21 protein-coding genes and 1 tRNA gene are annotated in these 25,286 nt (G+C 38.0%); 10 read left to right on the top strand and 12 right to left on the bottom strand.

Annotated features, from left to right (window positions below; all coding sequences use genetic code 11):
- Positions 1-11 precede the first annotated feature (11 nt).
- Entirely contained in the window at positions 12-1,391 is a 1,380-nt protein-coding gene (locus ACMAYL_RS06665; RefSeq protein WP_412470896.1) for a M48 family metallopeptidase, read from the bottom strand.
- Between the two features lie 178 nt (positions 1,392-1,569).
- Here ACMAYL_RS06665 and ACMAYL_RS06670 point away from each other — a divergent pair, with 178 nt between their 5' ends.
- The 4 genes from ACMAYL_RS06670 to ACMAYL_RS06685 all read left to right on the top strand — a co-directional run bounded on the left by ACMAYL_RS06670 (position 1,570) and on the right by ACMAYL_RS06685 (position 10,561).
- Positions 1,570-2,046, top strand: coding sequence for a hypothetical protein (locus tag ACMAYL_RS06670; protein ID WP_412470897.1), 477 nt, complete (start codon positions 1,570-1,572; stop codon positions 2,044-2,046).
- The gene (locus tag ACMAYL_RS06675; RefSeq protein ID WP_392990846.1) at positions 2,043-2,840 is read left to right on the top strand and encodes a hypothetical protein; all 798 of its coding nucleotides are present in this window, start codon (positions 2,043-2,045) and stop codon (positions 2,838-2,840) included. The genes ACMAYL_RS06670 and ACMAYL_RS06675 overlap by 4 nt, the downstream gene beginning before the upstream one ends.
- Before the next feature lie 138 nt (positions 2,841-2,978).
- The gene (locus ACMAYL_RS06680) at positions 2,979-6,992 is read left to right on the top strand and encodes a tail fiber domain-containing protein (protein ID WP_412470898.1); all 4,014 of its coding nucleotides are present in this window, start codon (positions 2,979-2,981) and stop codon (positions 6,990-6,992) included.
- A complete protein-coding gene (locus ACMAYL_RS06685) occupies positions 6,989-10,561 on the top strand; it encodes a fibrinogen-like YCDxxxxGGGW domain-containing protein (protein WP_412470899.1) in 3,573 nt (1,190 codons plus the stop codon). Before ACMAYL_RS06680 ends, ACMAYL_RS06685 begins: the two co-directional genes overlap by 4 nt.
- Before the next feature lies 1 nt (position 10,562).
- Here ACMAYL_RS06685 and ACMAYL_RS06690 read toward each other — a convergent pair whose 3' ends face one another.
- On the bottom strand, positions 10,563-11,306 hold the full coding sequence (locus ACMAYL_RS06690) for an acyl-[acyl-carrier-protein] thioesterase (protein WP_412470900.1): 744 nt from the start codon (positions 11,304-11,306) through the stop codon (positions 10,563-10,565).
- Positions 11,307-11,450: 144 nt separating this feature from the next.
- Between ACMAYL_RS06690 and ACMAYL_RS06695 the strand changes: the two genes are divergently transcribed.
- The 3 genes from ACMAYL_RS06695 to recJ all read left to right on the top strand — a co-directional run bounded on the left by ACMAYL_RS06695 (position 11,451) and on the right by recJ (position 14,953).
- Positions 11,451-12,794, top strand: coding sequence for a hypothetical protein (locus ACMAYL_RS06695; protein WP_412469922.1), 1,344 nt, complete (start codon positions 11,451-11,453; stop codon positions 12,792-12,794).
- 145 nt (positions 12,795-12,939) lie between these two features.
- Positions 12,940-13,185, top strand: coding sequence for a hypothetical protein (locus ACMAYL_RS06700; RefSeq protein ID WP_021265840.1), 246 nt, complete (start codon positions 12,940-12,942; stop codon positions 13,183-13,185).
- Between the two features lie 46 nt (positions 13,186-13,231).
- A complete protein-coding gene (gene recJ, locus ACMAYL_RS06705) occupies positions 13,232-14,953 on the top strand; it encodes a single-stranded-DNA-specific exonuclease RecJ (protein ID WP_412462972.1) in 1,722 nt (573 codons plus the stop codon).
- Positions 14,954-14,972: 19 nt separating this feature from the next.
- On the opposite strand, the gene ACMAYL_RS06710 is transcribed toward recJ, so the two are convergent.
- The 5 genes from ACMAYL_RS06710 to rsgA all read right to left on the bottom strand — a co-directional run bounded on the left by ACMAYL_RS06710 (position 14,973) and on the right by rsgA (position 18,997).
- Positions 14,973-15,509: a peptidylprolyl isomerase gene (locus tag ACMAYL_RS06710; RefSeq protein ID WP_103218989.1), complete on the bottom strand. Its 537-nt coding sequence runs from the start codon at positions 15,507-15,509 to the stop codon at positions 14,973-14,975.
- A 9-nt stretch (positions 15,510-15,518) separates the two neighbouring features.
- On the bottom strand, positions 15,519-16,262 hold the full coding sequence (locus ACMAYL_RS06715; protein ID WP_103218988.1) for a hypothetical protein: 744 nt from the start codon (positions 16,260-16,262) through the stop codon (positions 15,519-15,521).
- 19 nt (positions 16,263-16,281) lie between these two features.
- On the bottom strand, positions 16,282-17,370 hold the full coding sequence (locus ACMAYL_RS06720; RefSeq protein ID WP_103218987.1) for a hypothetical protein: 1,089 nt from the start codon (positions 17,368-17,370) through the stop codon (positions 16,282-16,284).
- A gap of 45 nt (positions 17,371-17,415) precedes the next feature.
- Entirely contained in the window at positions 17,416-17,877 is a 462-nt protein-coding gene (locus ACMAYL_RS06725) for a PilZ domain-containing protein (RefSeq protein WP_103218986.1), read from the bottom strand.
- Between the two features lie 133 nt (positions 17,878-18,010).
- Positions 18,011-18,997 (bottom strand): ribosome small subunit-dependent GTPase A, encoded by a 987-nt coding sequence (gene rsgA, locus ACMAYL_RS06730; RefSeq protein WP_412470901.1) that lies wholly within the window; start codon positions 18,995-18,997, stop codon positions 18,011-18,013.
- A 115-nt stretch (positions 18,998-19,112) separates the two neighbouring features.
- On the opposite strand from rsgA, the gene ACMAYL_RS06735 reads away from it, so the two are divergent.
- The 3 genes from ACMAYL_RS06735 to ACMAYL_RS06745 all read left to right on the top strand — a co-directional run bounded on the left by ACMAYL_RS06735 (position 19,113) and on the right by ACMAYL_RS06745 (position 20,301).
- Positions 19,113-19,189, top strand: a tRNA-Arg gene (locus tag ACMAYL_RS06735).
- Between the two features lie 19 nt (positions 19,190-19,208).
- Positions 19,209-19,847, top strand: coding sequence for a hypothetical protein (locus ACMAYL_RS06740; protein ID WP_412470902.1), 639 nt, complete (start codon positions 19,209-19,211; stop codon positions 19,845-19,847).
- Between the two features lie 82 nt (positions 19,848-19,929).
- A complete protein-coding gene (locus ACMAYL_RS06745) occupies positions 19,930-20,301 on the top strand; it encodes a hypothetical protein (protein ID WP_392990832.1) in 372 nt (123 codons plus the stop codon).
- Between the two features lie 2 nt (positions 20,302-20,303).
- Here the strand turns inward: ACMAYL_RS06745 and ACMAYL_RS06750 are convergent, their stop codons facing one another.
- The 5 genes from ACMAYL_RS06750 to ACMAYL_RS06770 all read right to left on the bottom strand — a co-directional run bounded on the left by ACMAYL_RS06750 (position 20,304) and on the right by ACMAYL_RS06770 (position 24,974).
- Positions 20,304-22,610: a hypothetical protein gene (locus ACMAYL_RS06750; protein ID WP_412470903.1), complete on the bottom strand. Its 2,307-nt coding sequence runs from the start codon at positions 22,608-22,610 to the stop codon at positions 20,304-20,306.
- Between the two features lie 127 nt (positions 22,611-22,737).
- The gene (locus ACMAYL_RS06755) at positions 22,738-23,469 is read right to left on the bottom strand and encodes a tRNA-uridine aminocarboxypropyltransferase (RefSeq protein ID WP_103218981.1); all 732 of its coding nucleotides are present in this window, start codon (positions 23,467-23,469) and stop codon (positions 22,738-22,740) included.
- Between the two features lie 3 nt (positions 23,470-23,472).
- Positions 23,473-23,805, bottom strand: a complete 333-nt coding sequence (locus ACMAYL_RS06760) for an arsenate reductase family protein (protein ID WP_233189733.1) — start codon at positions 23,803-23,805, stop codon at positions 23,473-23,475.
- Positions 23,805-24,443 carry a class I SAM-dependent methyltransferase gene (locus ACMAYL_RS06765; RefSeq protein WP_412470904.1) on the bottom strand — a complete coding sequence of 213 codons (639 nt, stop codon included), beginning with the start codon at positions 24,441-24,443 and terminating at the stop codon, positions 23,805-23,807. Before ACMAYL_RS06765 ends, ACMAYL_RS06760 begins: the two co-directional genes overlap by 1 nt.
- A 12-nt stretch (positions 24,444-24,455) precedes the next feature.
- Positions 24,456-24,974: a YkgJ family cysteine cluster protein gene (locus ACMAYL_RS06770; protein ID WP_412470905.1), complete on the bottom strand. Its 519-nt coding sequence runs from the start codon at positions 24,972-24,974 to the stop codon at positions 24,456-24,458.
- Positions 24,975-25,286: the final 312 nt, after the last annotated feature.

The raw sequence follows: 25,286 nt of genomic DNA on the forward strand, positions 1-25,286 counted from the left end.
CCTTCTTTTTGTTATCTTTCTTCTAATTTGTGATCTAGCTTAAGTTTTTTACGAACACTCTTTTTGATACTTGATTGAACAAGTGCTCCCATTGATACCATAAGTTGTCTTACAACATATGGAGGCATCGCCTGAAGATCATCAATTGACTCCTTCGCTGCTTCATACTCATCACTTGTTACGACAAGTGATGTATCATATGGGATATAATTAAAGATTAACTCTTCAATTTTTTCCACGCGAGTAGATGACTTTGGGTGACTTGAAGTAATTGCTTGAAAGAAAGTTTCATCATAATCAGGTACCGATGAGAAGTACTTTCCAAGTCCGTAAGGTGAATATCCTGCTTTATATGCATACTGAACACCTAGTTTATCAGCTTCAAGCTCTTGAATACGGCTAAATCCCATAAGTGGAATATCTTCTAATTTATCGTATACATAATAAGTAGCTGCACCACCTAGAATCCCAAAGTTGGCCCAAACAAAACCAGCTCCAACAAACTTAGTAGCAATAGACTTTAAGCTTCTTGTTACAGACTCTGTACCGTGTCTTTCAGTAACGTGTGCCCATTCGTGTCCTAATACACCAGCTAACTCAGCTTCAGTTTTAAGAGAATCAACTAGACCTCTAAAAACAAATACGTATCCACCTGGAAGAGCAAAAGCATTTTCAATTGGAGCATTAATAAAGAAAACCTTAGGTTCTACATCTGGCATATCTGATGCTTTAGCAATCTTAGTAATCATTGTCTTTAAGTACTCGGCCATTTCTCCATCTTGATAAATGTAGCGAGAGAAGTTATTTACGATTTCATAAGCAGCTTCTTTTCCAAACTGAGTATCAGTCGCAAATTTAAAAAAGTTACGTCCAAAACCATTGTGTAGACGGCCTTCTTCACCAATACGGTTATAGTTTTTGTACTTTCCTACGGCCTTACAAGAAGCAAGACTTTTAAATTTAGACATATCGACAACAAGCTCATTACCATTTACTTTGAAGTCAACTGTGTTTGTACAATTAGTAAGCTTAAGCTTATCACCTTGAAGTTTTACAGAACCTGCTTTTCTTAGATCAACACTTCCCTCTTCAGAATCGTAGTTACGTACTTCAAATTCCATCTTAATTTCAGTAGCTGATAACTTGTTAAGCTCTGGCCCGTGATTATATTCGAGCTTTAGATTTAATTTTCTTGGGTACATTGGCTTCACTTCAAATGACTCTTCACTTGAACCAGTTAAATTTAATTCCTGGCCATTGATCTTCATTTCACCTGAAAGAGATTCACCCTCAAGAGCATGTACAAACTTAACCTTTGATATTTTTTCGGCATTACATGACACAAGAAGTGCTAATGTCATTAACGTCGCAATATTGACCATTTTCTTCATATGTTTCTCCCATTTTTGTAATAGGCATTACTACCAGTGAAAGCCTCTATATGTCTTAAAGTGTGTAATAATGAACACAATACTTAGGCCAAATAATTATCCATGGGGAAATCTTGTCTCCCAAGAGCTCTAAACCCTTATAAAATGGTATAATTCGAGAGTTAATAAGAGGATAGGTATGATTAAGAATTCCACTATAAGTATCTGTAAATTGGTAGTAATTTTAGCACTACCAACAATGGCGTTGGCCGCTTCAGCAAATGACTTCATTTCTGCGATGAAAAAGCATGTGGGTGAATACAAAACCCTAGTGAGAAGCTCTGATTTTTGTGACGCTTCTGAAGTACAATTTATTGATGAAAAGTCTCCACAAAAAGGACTAAGAGTAGGACATCGTATTTTCCTAGGCCCATTTTCTGATAAGAAACAAGTTGAAAAGTCGGATTGTACATATAGTTCAGTATTCACTTATACAAAGACAAAAGTTACCCAAGTAAGTGAAGTCAAAGATTGCAAGGCATCAGCGAATCAAAAGGATTCGATTAGTACTCAAATTCTTGAATTAAAAAATGATACCATCAACTACGAGTCGAAAGAGAGTGGAATTAAGTGTGTCTATCAAAAAGTACAAAAGAGTAAGGAGGCTAAAAAATGAAGTCACTTATTCTTGTATCTACATTAATTCTTAATTTTAATTCTTATAGCTCTGATCTTAATTCTCGAAAAACTGATTTCTTAAATGAACTTAACAGCGTTATTAATAGTGTCACAAATCCGCCGGATGGTGGTTGTCATAACTGTCAGGTAGAGGACAATACAATTTCTCAGGGTGATCCCCTACCAACTGAACACAGAAGAGATGGAAAGTATTTTAATAAAGACTGCCAAATGTTTATTACTGAAGATGGTAAAGAAGGCGTTTGGGGACAAATGATTACAGAGTATATTGAAAATGAATCGGGCGCTTCTGAGATGTTTCTCTATGATGAAATCAAAGGGATGACAGCGGCTCCATATACTTGTCCCAATTGGTACAACCTAAATAATGAGCAAAGAAAGAGATTTTGGGTTTGGATGTTTGCTTCAATCGCACAAGTTGAGTCATCATGCGATCCTACAAAGGTAAACACTGGTCGTGTACCAGATGCTACAGATCGCCCTACTGGACTCTTTCAGCTAAACCGAAAAAAAGATGCACGTTATTGGCGAGGTAAGAACTGCCAATTTGCATCTGGATATGAAACGACAATAGAACCTAGAAACCAAGTTAGATGCAGTATGGATATTATGTACAATATTCTTCTTGGTAAAAAAGGTATGTATAAGGCAAATGGTAAGGTTTTTCCAACTAACTCTTATTGGGAAAAGCTAAGACCGAATCATAGCCAAACTGGTGGACCTATTGGCGAGCTTGCTCGTATGTATCCACCTTGTAATGCGACCCCTTAATCTAAGGGGTCAGCCACCTTTAATTGGCACATTTCTGCCCTAAACTGGAAATATTGTCCACTTAACTACCTAAATTTCATTTCTTTAATGATTCGTAATATTATGTCGATATGCCACTGTAAACACAGGGGAACTTTGTTGCACGTTAGTAGAATCTTTACATTCATTTTAGCGTTTAGTTTAAGCTTCTTATCCTTAAATCTATATGCTTCGACAAGTAAGCTTGGTTACTCAGGCAGACTTGTACTTAGTAACGGTACTCCTGTTACAGGAACTCCTAACTTAAAATTTGATATCTTCTATTCAAATGATCTTCCTACAGTAATTGCAACTCAAACAATCAATAGCGTCCCTCTATCTAATGGAATCTACACTGTTGAGTTGGACTTTGATAACCTAGGATCCTTTGACCCTCTCTATTCGAGTACTGCAGATGTTATTGATAAAATACCATCGGGACAAACTCTTGTAATACGTGTGACAGATGTGACTGATGTTGGAAATCCAATCGCCTATGATTATCAAAATATCTTAGCGACGCCAATTTCAGTTTACGCCAATCACTCAGCTTTTGCGGATAACTTAGTTGTCGCAACTACTTGCTCTCCTGGACAAGTGGTTTCTGTAAACGCATCTAATGAACTTGAATGTGTGAATCAAACTGCTGCAGTATCTGTTGATTCAACGCTTGTTAACAATGCAGGGGTTATAGGTTTACCAAACCTTGTGACTGATAATACTACTTACTATTCTGTTGTTGTGGATGCGCAGGGACGTGTAAAAAGTGGTAACACAACACCTCCTTCAACAACGGCAAATGATATTCAAGACAACTTAATCGTTGATGCTGATATCAACACGAGTGCAGCAATTGCTTGGTCAAAAATTAATGCACCAACAATTGATAAAACATATGTCGGGCTTGCAAATGTTGCCAACGTTGCACAAATTCCGGCAAGTGATCTTGATAACTCAGGAACTCTAGATTCAGCGACACAAGTTCCAAGTGAACTTGCAGTAAAAGGCTACGTCGATACGACGGCACAATCCATGGCCGATGCAAAAGTTATTAACTCAATGGCAGGAACACAAACGGATACTGCCCCTTCTGTTGATTCAGTAAAAAATTATGTAACGGCCCAAACTAGTGCTATTACGTCATCTCAGTGGACGACAACAGGAAGTGACCTTTATTACAACACAGGTAATATCGGAATTGGTACAACAACACCAACTTACCCACTACACATTCAGAGTGCCACATGGGCCGAGATTGGAATAGAAGGTACAACTTCAGCAGCAGGAGCAAGCCTGAACCTTCTTGGACACGAAGATAAGAAGAGTGCAATAAGAATGCAAACAGGAAACACTGCAAGTGCTTACTGGGATATTATGGCATTCGGCTTAAACTCAGCAGCAACAACAAGTCGCAATGAACTTCACTTTAACTTCTTTAATGGAAGTAATAATACAGCTCTAGTCTTAGATGGTGACACTGGAAATGTTGGTATTGGTATGGATGAGCCTACTGAAAAACTTGATGTTGCTGGTAAAGTCAAAGCAACCGAGCTTTGTATCGCGGCCGATTGTCGTGCAGCATGGCCGACAGGTAATGCAGGAACTGTTACTGCCGTGACAGGGGGAACAGGACTTACAGGTGGAACAATTACGTCATCAGGAACTCTAGCAGTAGATGTTGGAACAACTAATGGTAAAATTGCGCAAGTTGGGGCCGGTGATAAGTTAGTAGATTCAATTATTAATTATAATCCTGCAATTGATGTTGCCTTAACGGGTTTTACAACTGGTGCAGCGTCAAGTGTATTAGCAACAGATACTGTTATTCAAGCATTTCAAAAAGTTCAAGGTCAACTTAATTCACACGCCTCTTCTCTTGCTGCTATTTCGGGATATGATACAGATGATATTGGAGAAGGTTCAACAAACCTCTATCACACTGATGCTAGAGCAAAGGCTGCAGCAGTTGTTAACTCGACAGTAGGTAGCGAGACAGACCAGGCACCTTCAGTTGCTGCGATTAAATCATATGTTGATAATCGTGCAACTCAATGGACAACAGCAGGAAGTGATATTCACTATCCGACTGGAAATATTGGAATTGGTGTAACAACACCTTATTCTCTTCTTGATATTAACGGTGTGGATAAAACGGTTAGCCTTGCAGCAGCTAGAGACTTCCCTGCGATGCTACGTTTAAACTCAACTGATCCAGCGATTGGCGCTGAAACAAATATTCTTTTTACATCTAACTACTCTGGATCTTCAAAAGTTGCTAACGCATCAATTGCTTCAATCCAAGAAACTGATGGTGCGAATGCAGATTACGGACAAGCGGCTCTTGTTTTTAGAACAAGTGGGCCACTAATTGCAGATCTTAATAAAGAAAGAATGCGAATTGATGGTACAGGTAATGTTGGGATTGGTGTTGCATCTCCAGGCCACAAGCTTACCGTAAATGGTGGTGCAAACTTTGCAACAGCATCTGGTACACAACCATTCTATATTTCAAGAGCAGGTGCTACAGTAGAAGCCTTTTCTCTAACTGTTGGTGATACAGCTTCTTTCTTTGATTTGATTGAAGATAATGGTGAACCTGACTTTCAAGATATGAATTTCCGCCTAATCTATGAAGGTGGTGCAACACATACCTATCTTAGAACTTTAGCATCAGGTCCTAATGCTGGTGATGTCGATGTTTATCTACAGTCTTCTGGTGGAAATGTAGCCATCGGAAATATTGCACCTACGCAAAAACTAACTGTTGATGGTGGCATGAATGTCACAACAGGCAATGATATCTGTATAGACGGTGCAGGTTGTTTATCAACAGTTGTTGCAGCAAGTGGAGAACAAAACACAGCTTCAAGTGCCGGTGGAACTTCTCTTTATAAAACAAAGACTGGAACTGACTTGGTATTCAAAGGTTTAACAGCTTCTAGTGATCTAACTCTAACGGCAAACACTGATGATGTGAATTTGGCCGTTAATACTTCAAATGGTGCCAATGAGCTTCTAAGACTCGATGCGAGTGGACGTGTTCCTTCTTCAGTTATCGATGGATCTACTGTCCTTAGTACACCTCTAACAGGATACTCTGTAGGTGCAAACTCAGCTTTAGTAGCAACAGATACGGTTCTCGATGCTTATGGAAAATTACAAGCACAAATCAATGCAAACTATACTGCAATTACAGGATTAGCAGACACTGATGATCTTGCGGAAGGTGCGACCAATTTATACTTCACAAATGGACGTGCCCAAACAGCAGCAGTTGTAAATTCGACAGCTGGAACAGAAACTGTACAAGCTCCATCAGTTAGCGCGATGAAAAGTTATGTAACGACTCAAATTGGTGGAGTTAATCAATCTCAGTGGACAACGACAGGTAGTGATATTTACTATAACACTGGAAAAGTTGGAGTTGGAACGACGACTCCACTTACAAATCTCGATTTAAGAATTGGCTCAAATTACAATAGTGGGTTATCGATAAGTGAAGATAACGCTAATGGTTTTTTATTAGGTGGTGACTTTGCTCCTAGTGGACTCTTAAATCGATTTTTTATTGGTAGAACTGATTATACAACTGGAGATGGCGCCACGCCATCTGCTCCAACTGAGCTTTTATCTGTTACTGTTGCAGGAAATGTTGGAATTGGAACAACAACACCATCAGAAAAACTCCACGTAGCAGGAAACGTTCTTGCAGCAGCTTACCTTTATACTTCAGATGAAAGATTCAAAGAAAACGTTGAAACGATTATTGATCCACTTCATAAGGTAAACGCTCTACGTGGTGTAACTTTTGATTGGAAAACAGATGAATTTCCAGAAAGAAATTTTCCAAAAGAAAAGACTGTAGGTTTTATCGCTCAGGAAGTTGAAAAAGTTCAACCAGAGTTAGTAAAGACTGGTCAAGATGGTTATAAATCAGTTCAGTACGGTAATATCACAGCGCTATTAGTAGAAGCAGTAAAATCAATTTCAAGTAAAATTGATAAGCTCTTTAATAATGATGAAGAAGTAAAAAGAGAGATTGCTTCACTTAAAGAAGAAAACGAGCAACTTAAAGCAGATATGCAAGAGATGCGCAAAGCAATTAAAGAGTTACAAAAAGCAAATAAGAAATGAAAATTCAAATAGGTTTTCTATTTACTCTACTCTTCTCGCAAGCTGTTCTTGCGATCAATACAGTTGATACTGGTTTTAAACTAGCAAGCAATGAACTTAAAACTATTGTGGCCCATAATACTTGTAAGAAAGTATGGAATACATCAACAACAAATGAACATTTTGTTGCAACGAAAACTAATCCAGAGTGGATGAATTTCTATGCTAATGCACCATCTGATATTGTCGTTCGCGACTGCCAGGTTTCTTGCTCGACTTTAAATAAAACAGGATCATATCCTAGTGGACTTTATACAATCGACATAGACGGCGCAGGACCACTTGCTGCTCTAAGTGTTTTTTGTGATATGGATAATAATGGCGGTGGTTGGACGAGAATTTACAGACACGATGTAGCTGGAGGATACTTTCCAACAACGAATTCGGCCCTACTCTACAATCAAGCAGCACCTACAGGAAACCTCTACTCAATTGTTCAATATATTGATGAGCTCGAAAGTCTAAATCGTTTTACATTTTGGATTAATTATCCGAATGAAACGAAGAAAAATATTTGGTCACAATTTACAAATCCAATTTACGACACTCCTGTACGTGGCTATCGAGGAATTGATATTGAAATGAATAGTCAAAGATGGGGTGGCCTAGAGCTTGGGAACAATAGTTTTGGTTACTCAAATGGTGATGCTTCATTATTAGATGGCTCAGTTAATCATTCAAATTGGTACTTTGCAATCGGTTCAGATCAAGTTTATAAAACTGGAATTCCTTCAGATCATAATAATGACGTAGGGACACAATTAGTAGAGCTCTATCTTCATGATGAAGGGATGAGACCGATGTCATGCCAACATCTCGTTGAGCTTGGTGAATCGAAAGGCTCAGGTCTCTATACAGTATACCCAGATCAAGTAACAGCGACTCAAGTCTACTGTGAAATGGATATTGATAATGGCGGCTGGACTCTTTTCTATGCCAACGCTGCAGATCCTACAATGACGACAAAGAAGTCGTATAATACGATGAAAAGCGAATTTGCTGGCATTAATATCACCAGCACAAATTACGCAGAAATTAATACCGTTGGTATGCATAATTTCTTTGATTTTTCAGCAACGCAAATGATGGCCCGTGATATCGGTAACTGGGGAGCGACAGATTTCTCGACAGTAGAATTTTTTAATCCTAATGACTTAAATCTTGTTCTCGACATCAAAGCAGGACCAAGTAGGACGACACCAGGAGATTGTGACATTATGACAGGTGGCTCACAATTTCGCTTTAGAAATAGCAATGGAACAAACTACTATTTAGATAAGCAAACGAATTGGGCCGGTGTTGGTTTTGGATGGGGAGACTGCTTCCCTACTTATACGCAAACACCAAATTCTGATGTACACGATTATCCAAGACACTATATTTATCATACAAATGGTAGTGATGACCTTAACCGTGTTCGTGGCGTTGGTGGTTTCAACACAGGACAGGCAACTGTTAAGGCACGCTACTTTTTAAGAGAGAAATACGACCGTCCAAAGAACTGTATGGATATTCTTTTAAATGGTAAATCTCGAGGAAACGGTTCCTACACAATTTATCCAGAAGGGACGGCCGTCACAGTTGATTGTGATATGACCACAGAAGGTGGTGGCTGGACAAAAGTATGGCACGGCTACCCTACTCACGCTATTCGTGGAGATACTTCAGCGGAAGTTTACTCAAGATCAAATTCAATTGCCTTCAATCAAATGCGCGTTGAAGGTGTGAATACAGATTTCAGTATCACTGACAATACTTGGGAGACGGCTTATTTAGACAAAACAATTCCTAACTATTTTCAACAAGTGGCCGCTCTTACAGATGCAAGTAAACCACAAGTAAAGTTTGCAGATATGGACGGTAATGAAAACGTAGGACTTGTTGGAAACTATTTCTTTCATGGCTACGGAAATAATTGGCGTGTTTTTTATTCATGCGTAAATGTTGACCCCAATACTACGGATCGAATTTTTATCGGTGGTGCCTATGGAAAAAGATGTACTCCAAGAGACTCCATGGCCAGAGCTGAAATCACAACTTGTACTTCAACCGGTAATAGTTACTGTACAAATGCTTACAATAGTACAGAGGTAGAATCAGGCCTTGGTCTAACATTAAAACAATACCAAGAAACACGCGTTTGGGTACGCTCTCTTCCTTCAATGAAGTCATGTCGAGAGTTTCTTGACCGTGGCTATTCAAGTGGCACAGGGGTTTACTTAATTGATCCAGATGGACCACGAGGTTCAAATCCGGCCTTCCCAACAGTTTGTGATATGACAACTCATGGTGGAGGCTGGACGCTTGTATGGGGAAATACTCGTGGTGGAACGAATAAGCCTACAACTGCTATTACATATGCTGATTCAATTTCAACTCTGCCAAAATGCTCTGCAGCCGCTGGAAGCGTAAGTGATACAACAGGAAAATGTAGTCTATTATCGACTACAAGTATTGCATCAAATAACACTAACGACTACCTAGACTACTTAAACTACTTCGTCGGTCTCTCTCATTGGGATAATATTGCTGGTAATGGAGATTTTCAACTACTCTATTCTTGGTCTTACGATTACGATCAGTCATTTTCACAACAGGCGATGATGACGGTGAAAAATTTTAATCCTGCGGATAAGTACCGTTTAAATATTGAATCCTATACTCAATTAATAGGTACAGTAAAAGCGGCAATTGCCACAAGTCATAATGGAATGATGTGGTCAACACTTGATCAAGATAACGATAATCATACTGGAAATTGTCCGTCATTCTATTCTGACACTCCATTTTGGTATGCAAACTGTTGGAACGGTAAGATCAATGGAGGAGGAGAAACTTCAGAAGGTGGTTATTTCAATGGTGCCTATTGGAATGGAACTGCTATGGAATTTGCTACTGACCCAGCAACTGCAATTGGTGCGGGGAACGGTTGGTTTATGATTCGAGAGTCAAACTCATACGGAGATTATAAGTCTTCATGCAAGCAGATTCTGGAAGAAAATCCAAATGCTCCATCAGGTAATTACACTATTAACTTCTATCCTGGTCAAAATGCTCTACGAAGCGTCTATTGTGATATGACAACAGATGGTGGTGGCTGGACATTAGTAGCACGCTCAAGTGGAGTTACAGATCTTGATAATTCAATCATGGTAAGCTCTATTGCTGATAACCTTATAACTGAAAGAACACTTCCTGCAACTAGAGCTTCAATTAATCCAGAATACTTCTCTCGTGCCAATGGAACAACTGATGCCATGTTCATTTCACCTTCATACAATGGTGGTGCACCAATTATTGAAAATGGAAATGGAACTTGGGATTACGACTATGTGGACTGTACAGGAAATCTGCGCCATACAAGCCGAACAGCAGGATGTTCAGGCCAGAATGCCAATGATAACTATAATGGTGTTGATGCCTATAATATAACATTCAATGGTGGTAACGAAGGTGTCGTGCCAGCTTATGGAACAGAAGTCTGCTATTCAGGAAAAGGTGCATGTAGCTTTGAGTTCTACCTACGTTAATTTAGTCTGCTAAAAGCTTTGCTAAGAAACAGGTCTTGCCATCTGATTCCCTAATACCTTTATAGACAATATCGTGAGCAACCTCACCTTCCTCATTACGTGCTCGTAAGATATCAATTTTATCACCAAGGTGTGTTTCGGCCATAAAGTTAATTTCAAAGTCATTTAACTTTGCAGTTTTATGAAGCTCTATTGGAATTGAATCAAGAATCCACTGAGAATACTTCGTATTATTAACGTGCATATTTAAATCCAGATCACTATTTCGTACTGTAATGGTATTAACTTTTTCAAAGTTATCCCTTACCTCAACTTTATGAGCAATATAATCTAAATGATAATCAGTGCGAGGATTTATTTTATCCATTGGAAAGTCAGGTTTTTTCACCTTTCTTGTCACACCATCTAGAATCATCCATACCGTTGAACAGTCCCCAATCTTCTCACCATTAAGGAAGATCTCAAATTCGCGAAAGGCATACATACCCTCAGGTGCTCGAGACCACGTCTTAATCTCAATAACCTCATTCCAATGAGGAAACCTGTCCATGCGAAGCTTTTGTCTAACCAGTACCCAAAAGGATTGATCCTTAATCATATCTTCGATACCAAAGCCTGCCTCTTCGCCGTGAACAGTCGCAATATCTTGAAGATAGCCGAGCATTCCAAAGAGCCCAAGGCGCTTGTTGATATTCACATTATTGATACTGACCTGATAAGTCTTTTGATAGATTGGATTTTTCATAAAGATATTAAAGCAAAAGCGCATTCGTTTTGGCCAGTGTCTAAAAGATGAACACTATCCATGGCATTTTTGCATGGTTTTTGGCCTTTTTCTTGGCATAGCAGTTGCAACTAATAAATTGAATCAAATTCTTGGGAGGAATTTATGAAAGCTTGTTACAAAAAGCTATTTATTATGAGTGCATTATTTCTATCGAGCACTTATGTGCAAAATGAAATGTTAGTTTCTGACAACTCATACCATAGTGGCCACTACCGCGAGATCGCAGGTGAGAAGCAAATTTCTGTAACATCTTATCAAGTCCACCAAAAAGGTATTTTTGATCTTTGGTTTGATACTGCAAAGCTATTTGGAAAAGTAGAGAATATCGTTAAAATTGAAATTAAAGATGTTGATGAAAAGCTAGTAAAAGATTTTAAAGATCTTTCAAAAAGATATGAAGAGCTTCAAGGTAAGTCTAATACACTAACTGAAGAGCTTGCAAAAAGTAGTGAAGAAATCACAAGTCTAAAATCTCAACTTGCTAATGTACAATCATCAGATCCTGTTGATGATAATATTCGCCAAGAAAAAATTAAGGCACTTGAAGAACTAATCGAGCAAAGAACTTCTGAGCTAGATACGGCCAAAGAAGCAATTTCAAAATTTGATGAAACAAGAGAGAAACTTCAGGAAATTAGTGAAAAGTTATCTTCTCTAGAACTAGAGAATGAAGAGCTCAAGAAAGAAAATGCTGTTTTAGCCTGTGAACTAGAAAATGCTAAATCAAAAATAGATACTGACGAGATAAAAAAGCTTCAAGATGAACTTGCAAAAATTACGGCAGAACTTGAGGAATATAAGAACGAGTCAGAACAGAAAGAAGTTATCGCAGAAGCAGGTAGCAAAGAGATTGATAAAGATAAAATTAAAGCAAAGAAGAAGGATAAAAAAGAAGATAAAGAAGATAAAGACGATAAGTTTTCAGAAGCAGAGCTAGCTCTTATCGAATATATCAGAGAAATGAAAGAGCAAGCAGAGTACCAGCGCCAGCAACAACAAGAGGCCATGGCCATGCAACAATTTGTAAGCATGCTTACATCTCAATTTACGCAGCCACAAGTTAACTCTTACTTTGGAACATACGATGCGCTTAACCAGAGACAAGATAGTTTCTCAAGTATGGTACGCGACTTTAGAGAACAGTCTTTTATGATGCAAGATCTTAATCGACTAAACAACTGGAACTATAGTTATAATGATTACTATGGAGCAAATGCACCAATGCTAAGAGTAAGTGAATCGATGCCTTGGGGTAATTACTACACTCCAGAACAATCGATTCAAGTACAAAACTTTGACTACTCTAAAAGTGGATATAATTGGGGAAGCAGTATTCCAAATCAAAACTTTAATATGGGAATCAATACTGCAAGCAGCTCTCCTATCTTAAATAATTTTACGACTGCTCTAGACGCTACTAATAGCGCTAATATAAAGCTTTTTTAATACCCTCCCCCCTTTAATTTGATACTGAAGGCCGAGTTTAACACTCGGCCTTTTGTTTTTTTCGGTAATTATTGCCGATTTTTCTAAACTTATTCATCTATGTTTCGAAGAGGTAGGTACTAAATCTAAAGGAATTAAGGTTAGAATGATGAAAGAAATAAATATGGAAGTTGCGAAGAAAAGAATTATCAAGAAATGTCATGTTTGTGGCCATGTGCACGATACCGCAACTGAAGTTCAAAAATGTCAGAGTTGTAAAAAGTCATTCTTACCAACAAAATACTTTGATAAAGTCCATGCAAAGAACTCTTCAGACTTTAAGCTATTGTTTTCAGATGTTAACGAGCTGCACGAAGAAGATATCATCAAAGGCATTACTGTACTTTGGTAAGACTTTATTAATTCTCGATCAAGTTCCAACGTGATATCGTTCTCTTATGGAGAACACTACACACGCTACTCAGAATTTTAATTTACATCCAGTCGTTCAAAGGCTCTTTGCTAAAAGAGAGATGGGACCTCAAGAGATTCAAGAATTCCTATCTTGGGATCTGAATTCCCTACCAAACTTTGGAGCACTCATTGATATTGATGTTGCCGCAGATGAAATAATTAAAGCTATTGATAATAATGAGAAAATTGCCATTTATGGTGATTATGATGTTGATGGGACGACTTCTTGTGCTCTCTTCTATCAATTTTTTCAAAAGCTAAATCTCGAAGTAGACCTCATTCAACCTTCCCGTTTTGTTGAAGGTTATGGACTTCATAATTGTTCAATTGATCGTGCAATAGAAGAAGGTATCGATTTAATGATCACAGTCGACTGTGGAATCTCAAACGTTGAGCAAGCCGCTTATGCAAAAGAGAAAGGTCTAAAATTAATTATCACCGACCACCACAAAGATGGACGCGAAACAATGCCAGAAGCGATCGCTGTTGTAAATCCTTCGCGCCGAGACGAGCCAGCAGATTCAGACATGAAACCACTTGCTGGTGTTGGTGTAGCATTTGCGATTTGTGTTGAAATTAGAAAGAAGCTCTTGGCCCGTGGACAAGATATCCCTTCGGTATATGATCTACTTCAATACGTAGCGATTGGTACAATTTGTGACCTTGCACCACTAAGTCCAATGAACTTAAAACTTGTTCGTCATGGAATGAGACTTATTAAGAACACTCAATATGAAGGAATTAAGGCTTTCTTTGATCCAACAGATCGTGGAAAAGATATTATTCCAAGCGAAAAACTATCTTTCAATGTTGGCCCGTTAATCAACTCTAAAGGGCGATTAGACCACCCAGAAGTAGCATTAAAACTTTTAATCTCAAAAGACTATAACGAAGCACGTGAGTACTATCACCAGCTTGTTAACTGTAATACAGAACGTAAGGCCATTCAAAAAGAAGTCTTTGAAGAGGCAAAAGAACAAGTCATAGACGAACTTAAAAGAGATGGCGAACTAGACATTGCAATTGTCTATGCTCCTCACTTTCATGAAGGTGTTATCGGAATTGTTGCTTCAAAGCTTGTTGAAACGTTTAAAGTACCTGCCATTGTTTTCAGTGATGCCGAAGATGAAGGTGTGATTAAAGCATCAGCAAGGTCTGCAGGTGATCTCGATATTTATCACCTACTTAATGAGCATCGCGATCTGTTCTTAAAATTTGGAGGCCACAAGGCGGCCGCAGGGCTTTCAATGCCAGTTGAAAATCTGGAAAAATTTAAAACTTCGATGAATGCAATGTTAAAAGAAATTCCCTTGATCCAAAGAACGGTACAAGATTTTTATGATCTTGAGATAACTCCAGATGAAATTGATCCAAATCTTCTTAGAGGGCTAGATGCGCTTGAGCCTTTTGGAATGGGAAATGCAAAACCAATCTTTAAATTAAAAGGTGCAAAGCTTAAAAGTTTTGATCTTCTAAAAGATGTACACGTTAGATGGAATTTTACATCAATAACAAATCAGAAAATTAATCTTAAAGGGATTAGTTTTAATTATATGTCTAAGTGGGGAGCGCTTACACCGAACGAAATTTATGAGCGCCAAAATGATCCAAGTGTTGAACTTGATGTCTACTTCACACTTGCTCTAAACTACTTCAATGGAAATAAGTATATTCAGCTAATGGTTGAAAGAGTGGACCTTAACTAGAGTTAAGGTCCGTATCTAATTATCTTTCAATAGTCACTTTTTCCATAACTACATCTTGCATTGGACGGTCATGCATACCAGTGCGAACCTCACCGATCTTCTCAACAACATCCATACCTTCGATAACTTTACCAAACACTGTATGGCGTCCATCTAAGTGTGGAGTTGCACCAAGAGTGATGAAGAATTGAGAACCATTTGTTCCAGGGCCAGCATTTGCCATAGAAAGAATCCCTGCACTATCGTGGCGAAGGTCTGAGCGACATTCGTCTTCGAATTTATAACCTGGACCACCCATTCCTGTCCCATCTGGACATCCACCTTGAATAACGAAACCAGAAATAACTCTGTGGAAAATTAGACCATCATAGTAAGGACCTTCTTTTGCAGGAGTCTTTTGTCTCCCTTCAATAAGGTTAGCAAAGTTCCATACTGTTTCTGGACATTCTTTTGCGTAAAGCTCTACTTTGAAATTTCCCATATTAGTTTCAAAGTTTGCGTATAGACGATCAAGATCCTCTTTGTGGGCATCTTTCTTAGTTCCAAAACCGAACATAATTACTCCTTAATAATTTATATATTTAAAGCGTCCCTTAATAAAATTCGGGCGTTTCTTATGAGAATAAACACGGCGTACTTTTACACTTGCGCTTAAGTATTGATCTAAATAAAAACTTTCCTCTGAAGATAACTCTCCCTTAGGCGTATAGTAAGTTAGATAACGATAATCGACAAAGTAGGCACCTTCAAAATTTACATTAGCTTCTTTTAAAGAAGCCTTCACTTCAATATCATTCAGGCACAGAGAGACAAATACAGGTCTTCCTTCTAACATTGATTTTGAGGACATTAATTTTTTTAACTGATCTAAATTCTCACGATAGCTATCAAACCAAATGATATTAACTCGATTAAATTTTGGAAGCTTGATATAGCCACCAGTGGCCGTTACAAAATCATTAGCGCTAAAAAAGATTTGCTCAACTTCTTTAAGAGTTGGGCTTCTCTCCATATTATGCGCACGTTCAGAGTACATACGATTAAAGGCAAATTGTATTTGCGAAGCGCTTTGATGATCTATTGAGAAACTATCCATTAGATTCAAAATATTTAAGTATCTCATATCTCTTGTGCGTTTACATTGTCCTTCTCCTGAAAAGTTTCTCCATTCAGGAAGAATTGGAAGCATATAAACGGCAGCACCCGAGTCACGATAGTATTCATCTGTTTGCACTCTTTTATACTCACGATCAACAGTCGTGGTACAAGAAAGAAGTGTTAATATGAATACGATATAAAGTAATCTCAATATAAAACCTATTTTTTAATTATTGCTTAGAGAAATATCTTAACATATTTTCTTTAATTTCATCTAACGTCATTGCATGAAGAGGATAGAAGCCTTCTTCATCCATTGCTAGGCCCCTAACTTTACTAGACTCAACACTTACACCCTGATCAACACAAATTCGATCACAAGCAAGAGTCTTAAGCTGTTCAGCTCCACCAAGTAGGTCACTGCCTTCAATCGTAACAAATAGACCCTTACGATCTAAAAGCTTATCAACAGAAGAAACGACTGCACTATTATAAATCATTAGCCTAGGCTTTGGTTCAGCCGGTGTAGGAGTTTTGGCCTTAATATGAGGCTCAAGAGATCTCCACTGCATAATCTTTTCTTCAAACTCTCTCTTCTCTTCGTCAAATTGCTGGCGATCCTTTGCTAAAAGGTCACTAAATTGAGAAATTTCATCTTTATATTCTTTAACCTGAGCTGAAGTTAGATTCCCGAAAGGAACTTCTTCAGCAGTGATTAGCTGGAGTGTTTTTGTTAGATCATTTAGATAATCTTCTTTTATTAGACTTAGAAGCCTTAGATTCTCAATACCAGTTCCAACTAAGCATAGATTTCTTGTCGCTTTAATATCTTCAAGACTAGCATGGTGTTCATTGTGATAAGTGATTCTTTCATCATCGGCAAGGGCAAGCTCATTAAGAGCATGAACTTGAGCTGCACCCATAGGATTTGCTATTGTTAACTCATTTGAGTAACAGATAAAATCAAAGTCTTCAAAAGATTCAATCGAATTTTTTAATGATTCAAGAACATCTTTACCAAGCTTTTCAAAAACTTCAGGGTTTTCTAATTTTTGGCGTTCAATTTCAGTTGTAGCATTTACCTTAAAAACGACGCGAAAAGTATCGGCCATACGAGAGCGACTCTCCAAGACAGAGTTCGGCGATAAAAAGCGCTTATGAACACGAATCACTTCCACATTACGGTGGGCGATTTCCCTAAACTCTCCTTGCGAGTCTGTTGGAATTTGACCAATAATTTTAACGTGGACACCTAAGTCTTCAAAAAAACGATAAGCGGCAAGGGCCTTCTTATCACTACCTAAAATCGCGATTTTCATGGCCCGATCTTATAAGCTTAAAGGCTTAATGACAATTAGATACCATTAAATAAAAAGAGATTTCATCTCTCCATTATCCACTACTGAATACTCAGAGAATGCATAAATAAAGTTGATGAATTGCTCCATGGCCTTGAACGAGTGCATCGATTTATCGAACTCACAACCATATTGCATATAAGTGACACCGTCAGCACCTTGAGTTAGTGCGCTGTGACGAATTTTAACGATAACAGGGATATATGATCCTTTTGTAAAATAGAATTTAAGCTTTAGCTCATCCCCTTCTTTTAGCTTTGCATCTGTTTTATCTGTCCACGGAACATTGAAAGAAAGTCCATCATGAGAGATATCAACCATATTGATTGCATAAGAATAACCATCTGACTCAATTACCGAGTAAGCTCCCATAAAGTTATTAAAGCAAATACGCTCAAAGCTTCTACGCTTCTTCTCGATATTCTCTTCTCTCTTTGCTTGGAAGTTGATTACTTTGTTATCAGACATTATTACCCCTTATTACAGATATTTTTGCTGTCTGACTTATCGTCAAAAAGGCATAAATCATGAGGTAAATAAGAGATAAAACTTGCGCTAGGCAAGAAGGTCCAAATATTAAAAACTAAATAAATTTAGATACTTATCGATATTTTTTCTTTTTCTGCCAAAATGGTGTCGAAGAAATCTCTGAGTGAATCAGTTGATAAGTTTCAAGCCTAGAGTGAACCATTAAACCCTCTTCAGTTTCAGGATCGTACTCTTCGCTAAAAAATGCACAACCTCGGTTCTCTGGCTCATGATTACAATTTGAATATTGGCAGTGACGAGCAATCTCTTCCAAATCAGGGAATAGCTCCATTAGATCATCTGGGTCAATATCATCTAGTGAAAATGATCGAATTCCAGGAGAATCAATAAGATAGAAGTCCCCAAGATCCACAATCTCAGACCAAGTGGTCGTATGTGAACCCTTTCCAACTTTTCCAACCTGCTTAGTCTTTAGCTCAACTTCGCCATCTGATAAACAAGAAATCGTTTGTGATTTCCCAACACCAGACTGGCCAACAAAAAGGGCCGTCTTCCCCTTTAGGGCCTCTTTAAACTCATTCATCCCACCTTTAAGATATTGAGTCTCATAGTCCTTATCAAGGGCGCAAATCTCGAAATACTTCACACCGAGCTCTTTCAAACGCAGGATTTCATATTGAATATCAAATTCTTCTGGGTCATAACCATCCATCTTATTGAAGACAATAATCGGCTCAACACCCCACTGAAAAGCACGCACAAGAAAGCGATCGATAATTCCTCGTTTAAATCTTGGCTTAGCAGCGGATGAAACAATAACCAAGTAGTCACAATTGGCCGCAGTAACTTTTCTTTTTGACGTTCTGACTAGAATTCTAAAGATCTCATTTTTACGAGGCATGGCCTCCTTGATGATATATTCACCAGTTTCAGCTATCGTATCTAAACAAACATTATCGCCAACAACTAGAGTTTCTCCTTTTTTTAGGAGATTACCAAGTGCCGTCGCCTTCACTACTTCCTTTGTTTCATCGATGAGACAATCGAAGTCGCGCTGGTGAGAGCGAATGATTTTAGCTTTTAATACGTTATCTGACATAGAATTCCACTGTGTAAACTTTCTATAAACTTTACCATCTCTTCAACATTTTTACATCTTATATTGACAAATGTGGCGAGTGCCATTATTTTAACTGAACACAAAGTCACTGTACGCACTCGTAGCTCAGCTGGATAGAGCATTCGCCTTCTAAGCGAACGGTCTCAGGTTCGAATCCTGACGAGTGCGCCATTTATTTCGACGACTTTCTATGAAACAACAATCTCTTAAATTTACTATTATCGTGGGATGCTTTTGGATCCTAATCATGGGTATTATTAATCTAGTCTTTAAACCATATGGAATTGACTATGATTCAGGTTGGGCCGCTACTTCGGCATTCTTCATTGCAAGTGCCCTGATCTTCAATTACTTAACGAATTCAATTCAAATCTCGAAAGATCACGTAAAGTCTTACTTGCTAGTAATCATAGTCTTCTTGGCCATGGCGCTTTCAATTAATTACATCTTTCCAATTTCAATTATTAAGAAATTTGAAATCATTAATTCGAAAATAATCTTTCCACTTTTTAGTTGGAATGTTTTTGTTTCAAAATCAGCAGATATTATTTTTCAGCAATTACTAATCAATATTCTCATTGAACATTATCTAAAATTCTATACTCGAAGAGATAGTGTAAAATATTTTGGGATATTCTTTGCAGTAATCCACCTGCCTCTATTCTATGTATTTGGACTTAAGGCCTTGTACTTTATCTTGCCGTCAATTGCAGGAGGAGTGCTCTTTGCCTATCTTATTTCATATTTCTATCGCGGCTATCTGCTATCGCTAGGGTTTCACTTCACTTTTTATTTAGGTCTGGGTGTCTTTTTAAGATATTTAAATTAATTTAATCGTCTAAACCATTAAATTTACTTAATTGAAACTTTGACAGTTAAAGGAATTTTCATGAGCTGACGATAAGTAGTGCATGAAACGAATCACTCTAGCATTACTTTCAATTTCTTTCTTTATTTCGTGCTCACCTAGCTATCATGTGGCATATGATGTTGATACGTGTGTAGAGGAATTAGATAATCGCTACACAGGAACAAATCGTTCTCCAAGCTCAATCTATAGAGTGGATGATGTCGTTATTAATCAAAAGAGTAAAGAAGCAGAAATCAAAGTAAGTTCGTGGTCTCATTCCCAATGGTTTTATGAAGGAAAGAAACCACATTACTTTTTCCAAGATACGAAATTGTTTTCTTATCAGGAAGTCGATTGTCCAAAGAAATTCGGTGAAGAATATCGTAAGAAAAATCTAGGTATTGATAAGCGAATCAAAAAAATTGACCTCTAGCCTTATTCAATTCGCTTTAATAATCTATCGTAAGCTGTTTTCTTATAACGAACAGAGATTGCCTGCCAAATATCGACATTTGAATCTTCAATAATTTCACCTTCACCATCTTCTTCCATTGCAGCAACGGCATCAGCATTGGCAGCAAATTCAGAATTCTTCTGAAGCGCATATTGATCTGCAGCTCCCTCTCCAAAGTCAAATTTAAAACCACCATTATTGGCCGCGCCAGCTGCATCAAGACCTTTCCCACCTTTTGCATCAACTGCTAGTCCATCTTGTAGCTCTTCCTCTTCATCATCATTACCAAAGTTAGAACCTTGGTTTGGTTGAGAAAGATATGGAAGTGCAGACATCAGGCCACCTGTTCCACCTGCTCTCTTATTTAAGCCTCCAAACTTTCTTCCAAAAGAAGCTAATAAGTTCTTAGCAACAGGCTTCTTCTTATTCGCCTTCTGTGCACGCTCTAGTGTTTTCTTCATAACTGCATTTGCTTTCTTATTTAGAGCGTTTGCAGATGAACCAAGAGCGTCAAAAGCCTCTTGCGTAGTTGGAGAAACAGATGAAGTATCTTGAATACCGTTTGCAGCATTTACAAGTGATCCCACTAAGCTATCAGGCATACTAAATCCAGCAGCATTTAACTTATCTGTTCCACTTACAATATACTTTTTAGCGTTTGGACACGCCTTTGAACCGTTATTAGTCGCGATTTTTGGAAGACCACCAATACATTCAACTTGTTCACCAATTTGCTGAGGAGTATAAGCACTTAGCATTGTCGTTTTCTTTTGTAGAGTCTTTGCTTGAGCACTAGTCACAGAATCAGCAGATCTAAACTTTGCTAAGATAGCATCGATCTTATCAATATTCTTTTGTATCGCATCCGCTTCACTCTCCATTGCTTTTGCTGAAGCTAGAGAAGTACCACTCATTGCAATCCAAAGAGTCCCTCTTTTTATACTTGAAAGCATAAACGTATCCATTGCAGTACCTACAGGTAATTTATAAGCAGCAATTAATCCACCAAGGGCACCAATTAGACTTCCATAGTTACCGGCTTGAGCTTTACTAATTAATAGGGAAAGAAGAGATGCGTAGAAACCTGCTTTTGCGCTTGGTTTAGCTTCTGATACCTTATCAATCCCTTTCGATTGACCTGAGTTCTTTACCGTCTCTTTTGTATGCATTAAACAAGCTGACTCAAGAGTTGCTTTTGTTCCTACAAGTGCTCCATTTGCTGTTTGAATCGTAGCATAAGCAGCATTTAACTTAACAAGAAGAGCTGCAGCCGCTGCTGCACCAGGACCAGTCGCTGCGGCAGCTTTTGTCGTTGCCTTAATCTTGGCCTCACATTCTTTTATTTGAGTTGCTGCGTATGTGTCTCCACCCAATGTACATGTCTGCTTACTTGATTCTTTCACCGTAATTAGCTCAGTTAAAAGAGTGTACTGAGTAGCTGATTCACCTGGTTGTAATTTTAAGGCTTCAATATTCTCTGTTGTTACGGCCGTCGCTTCACATGCAGTCATCGGAGCTTTAGCACCTGCCGCTGTTGTGTTAAAACACGCAGCTGCACCACCTTCTAGAGCCATAATTGTTTTAGCTCTCGCATTGACAGCAGCAGCACATGCCTGTGCTTGAACTAATTCTCCATTCCCTTGAACAAATGCGATACCAGATGCTACAGCAAATGCCGCAGCAGCTGCTTTTTGATATTTTGACTTATCTTCTGCTGTCCCCTTGATTTCCTCTAGGGCCGCTTTCTCTTCTTCAAGCATTTGTTTTTGTGAAACATCAACTTGTCCATCTTCATCAAGTCCTTCATATTCAATTCGATCTTTTCGGTCTTTAAGAGAAGTATTTTGTTTGAAGGCACTCATTAGTTCATTCACTAATAAAATACCTGCACCTAAAGCGGCAGCATAAACATCATAAGGCTTACTTGGTTTAAAGAATAACCAGATTTTTGAAACTAAGAATGCAATCGTAAGCATAATAAGAGGAACAAAAAGTTGATTGTTGAAAATTCCAAGTCCACCGCTTGCTTCTTCTTTCGTATAGGTCCCACTATTTTGCTGACGCTTGCGGGCCATACTATCGTTATCTGATTCTTGTGCATTCTTTAATTTGAATGACCCATCACCTGACATCGAACGATCTTCTTTCGGAAGTGTACTTTGTGCCATCGCCTGTTGGCCCGTGATATTAAAGCGCGCTTGCTCGATATCAATTGCAATATTGAGATTAATCATCGTGAAGATGATGGTCGCCGTTAATAATTTATTGAGTACGTTTAAGCTTCTCATAAGAATCCCTCTTTAATAATTTATATTTTATTATAGGGCCTTAAGAGTTCCTAAAAAAGCGGGAACTTAAGTGCATTCTCTTTAATATTAACCACTTAGTTAAGATTAGGAATGCCAAAAAATTGAGTTATTTGAGAATAAATGAACGGTTTTTCTTCTCTCTCACAAGAGCGACCCTCTGCTTGTCCATCTTACGTCCACGATAAGTGGGAACATTAGGATCTGAGGCAATATCGATTTGTTTTTGAACCATAACCTTAAAGGCATCAATCATCGTATCCTCATTACCATCAAGCTCCTCGACTCCATACTTACCTAATTCTTTCACTAGGACGTGTACAGACTCAACAGTTGAAAGTGCTTGCTTATGAGGCTGGTGCTTAATGAGGAATGCTGATTCCTTATCAGAAGAAAAAGAAATTCGAGGAAGCTCATTGATATTTGTTGAAAGCTTCATCATTTTCTTAGCACATGGCCAAGTCCCATCGATCACAAAGATCAAAGGAATTTTATTCTTTAGTAATTCAATGTCTTTGTTTGAAGGTGCAGAAATATTAAGAGCATCTTCACCTGGATAGAGAACCATTGGATAATATCTTTCATCACTTAAAAGATCATTCACCTTCTTATCATTAGTAAAATCAATCCCCATGATTAGTTCACTATTAGCTAATCCAGTATGAGTTATACGACCTGTACCCAGCTTCTCTTTCTTTGCTTCCATTGGATGAATAAGAATGACAATCTTAGAGCGAATTTGAGATGTTTTGATAAGGCTACATACACAAAGTGTTTTGGGCCTTGAACAGCCCATACACTTTATGCGATATGAATTTGTGTCTTTTAAATCTTTAAGCATATATTAGAATAACTGATCCCACTCTTCCTGTGAGAATCCTCTTAGAGTTTTCTTACCTTTTTCTAGAATAGGTCTTTTTATTGCAGATGAATTTTCAACAAGAAGAGAAATTTGCTTTGCCTTTGTTGCTCCTTCAAATTCTTCTTTAATTTTTCTAAAAGTTGGTCCACGCTTATTAGCAGGAAGCTCTCCAAAAGCTTCATCCCATCTTTTTAAATCATCTTTTGTTGGTGGTGTTTTTTTATAATCAATAAACTCGTACGATACACCCTTTGCATCAAGGTACTTAAGAGCTTTTTTTACAGTATCGCAATTTTTTATTCCGTAAACTTTCATCATAAATCCTTTTTTAGAATAACAACCTGGCGACTTAAAATCTCTAAGCTCGCCCCAAGTTCCTTAGCAATATATCGAAAGACTTCTTCGTTGTAAAAACCAACATGAGTCTCGTCACGTAGATACCACCAGTTAGAGAACTTCTCTTTTTCTTCAGGGATAAAGTAAGTCATCACTCCTAAGTGACCACCTGGTTTTACAAGATCCCAGCACTTCTTAATATCTTTTGCTGGCTCATAGAAATGCTCCCACACTTCTGTAGAAGTAACAAAGTCGTACTGTTTTTCCAAAAGCTCAGGTCTATTTGCATAGTAAATGTCGTAGTCTTCAACATGATGCCCACGCTTTTTCATTTCTTTAGAAATCGTAGGCCCTGGTCCACAGCCAAAGTCTAATCCACGACTATTTTCAGATAATCTTTCACTTAAAGGCAGGATTAATCGATTCAAGAAATCAATATATCCTTGATCTTCACAATTATTTTCATGAGTATCGTAGCGAGATTTTTCAATTTCACTATTAAGCAATTTAGAACGATCTTTAAAAACGTAAGAACAATTCTTACATTCAAAATAATCACTACCTAAAGTATTCGCGTATAAATGAATTGAGTAACTATGACATAATGGACAGTGCATGAAATATTTTTATTACATCGCACCACTAATGAAAAGCTCTTTTAGCCTTTTAAAGCTATTCTTCTTGAAGTTCTTCTTCATTGATTTAGATAATTTTTGTTCCCCTAATTTATTTAGAGACTCAACAAGCATTTGAGGTAATGCGCCACCTTGCGAACTGAGATTAAAAGCCGCCATCGTTACAAAATCGGCCTTACTAGTCTTGAGGATTCTAATCGTAGCAAACTCACCATTTGATGTATCACAATGTTTTGCATCACTTATGACATAATTCGTGCGACACACACTAGGTCGATCTGAGTAAACACGGCAAGCACCCTTATCATCTAAGAATACACAGCCCCTTTGCTTATAAGGAATTGAAAACCAAGCAGCAGAATCATTTCCAGCAGCATATTGGATCGCCAGTAATTCAACATCAACCCTTATTCCATCTTCCAAAATTCGCGTGGCCAACAGCTCCGCCTCATCTTTGTTTACGGATACTTGAGTATGGCAACAGGCAGAGCAACCCTTCCGACAAGAAATCATTGCTGCGGCAACAGGATCTGACTTAGCTTCATTCGTATAATGATCAATGATTTCATGAGAAAGCTGAACCCTCTCAATAGGGCCAGCCCTCTTTTGTAGGCGCTTATAGACAGAAATATAAAACTCTCTAAACTCATTTAATTGTGAGTATTTCTTAAAAGTTTCAAGTGCTCTTTGCGGATAATTCAGCTCGACCTCCTGGTCACGGCTAACTCTCTATCACTATTATATTCTAAAGCTCAACTTAAGCTTATCGCTAGGCAACAATGTTCATTTATAAAGTGAAAATGTTCGGCCATAAAAGTGTTTGGC

Source organism: Halobacteriovorax sp. RT-2-4 (assembly GCF_047085445.1).
Taxonomy (GTDB): domain Bacteria; phylum Bdellovibrionota; class Bacteriovoracia; order Bacteriovoracales; family Bacteriovoracaceae; genus Halobacteriovorax_A.

Coding starts and splice junctions, on each gene's coding strand:
- ACMAYL_RS06665 (WP_412470896.1), bottom strand. CDS start 1,391: ATGAAGAAAATGGTCAATATTGCGACGTTAATGACATTAGCACTTCTT.
- ACMAYL_RS06670 (WP_412470897.1), top strand. CDS start 1,570: ATGATTAAGAATTCCACTATAAGTATCTGTAAATTGGTAGTAATTTTA.
- ACMAYL_RS06675 (WP_392990846.1), top strand. CDS start 2,043: ATGAAGTCACTTATTCTTGTATCTACATTAATTCTTAATTTTAATTCT.
- ACMAYL_RS06685 (WP_412470899.1), top strand. CDS start 6,989: ATGAAAATTCAAATAGGTTTTCTATTTACTCTACTCTTCTCGCAAGCT.
- ACMAYL_RS06690 (WP_412470900.1), bottom strand. CDS start 11,306: ATGAAAAATCCAATCTATCAAAAGACTTATCAGGTCAGTATCAATAAT.
- ACMAYL_RS06695 (WP_412469922.1), top strand. CDS start 11,451: ATGAAAGCTTGTTACAAAAAGCTATTTATTATGAGTGCATTATTTCTA.
- ACMAYL_RS06700 (WP_021265840.1), top strand. CDS start 12,940: ATGATGAAAGAAATAAATATGGAAGTTGCGAAGAAAAGAATTATCAAG.
- recJ (WP_412462972.1), top strand. CDS start 13,232: ATGGAGAACACTACACACGCTACTCAGAATTTTAATTTACATCCAGTC.
- ACMAYL_RS06710 (WP_103218989.1), bottom strand. CDS start 15,509: ATGTTCGGTTTTGGAACTAAGAAAGATGCCCACAAAGAGGATCTTGAT.
- ACMAYL_RS06720 (WP_103218987.1), bottom strand. CDS start 17,370: ATGAAAATCGCGATTTTAGGTAGTGATAAGAAGGCCCTTGCCGCTTAT.
- ACMAYL_RS06725 (WP_103218986.1), bottom strand. CDS start 17,877: ATGTCTGATAACAAAGTAATCAACTTCCAAGCAAAGAGAGAAGAGAAT.
- rsgA (WP_412470901.1), bottom strand. CDS start 18,997: ATGTCAGATAACGTATTAAAAGCTAAAATCATTCGCTCTCACCAGCGC.
- ACMAYL_RS06740 (WP_412470902.1), top strand. CDS start 19,209: ATGAAACAACAATCTCTTAAATTTACTATTATCGTGGGATGCTTTTGG.
- ACMAYL_RS06745 (WP_392990832.1), top strand. CDS start 19,930: ATGAAACGAATCACTCTAGCATTACTTTCAATTTCTTTCTTTATTTCG.
- ACMAYL_RS06750 (WP_412470903.1), bottom strand. CDS start 22,610: ATGAGAAGCTTAAACGTACTCAATAAATTATTAACGGCGACCATCATC.
- ACMAYL_RS06755 (WP_103218981.1), bottom strand. CDS start 23,469: ATGCTTAAAGATTTAAAAGACACAAATTCATATCGCATAAAGTGTATG.
- ACMAYL_RS06760 (WP_233189733.1), bottom strand. CDS start 23,805: ATGAAAGTTTACGGAATAAAAAATTGCGATACTGTAAAAAAAGCTCTT.
- ACMAYL_RS06765 (WP_412470904.1), bottom strand. CDS start 24,443: ATGCACTGTCCATTATGTCATAGTTACTCAATTCATTTATACGCGAAT.
- ACMAYL_RS06770 (WP_412470905.1), bottom strand. CDS start 24,974: ATGATTTCTTGTCGGAAGGGTTGCTCTGCCTGTTGCCATACTCAAGTA.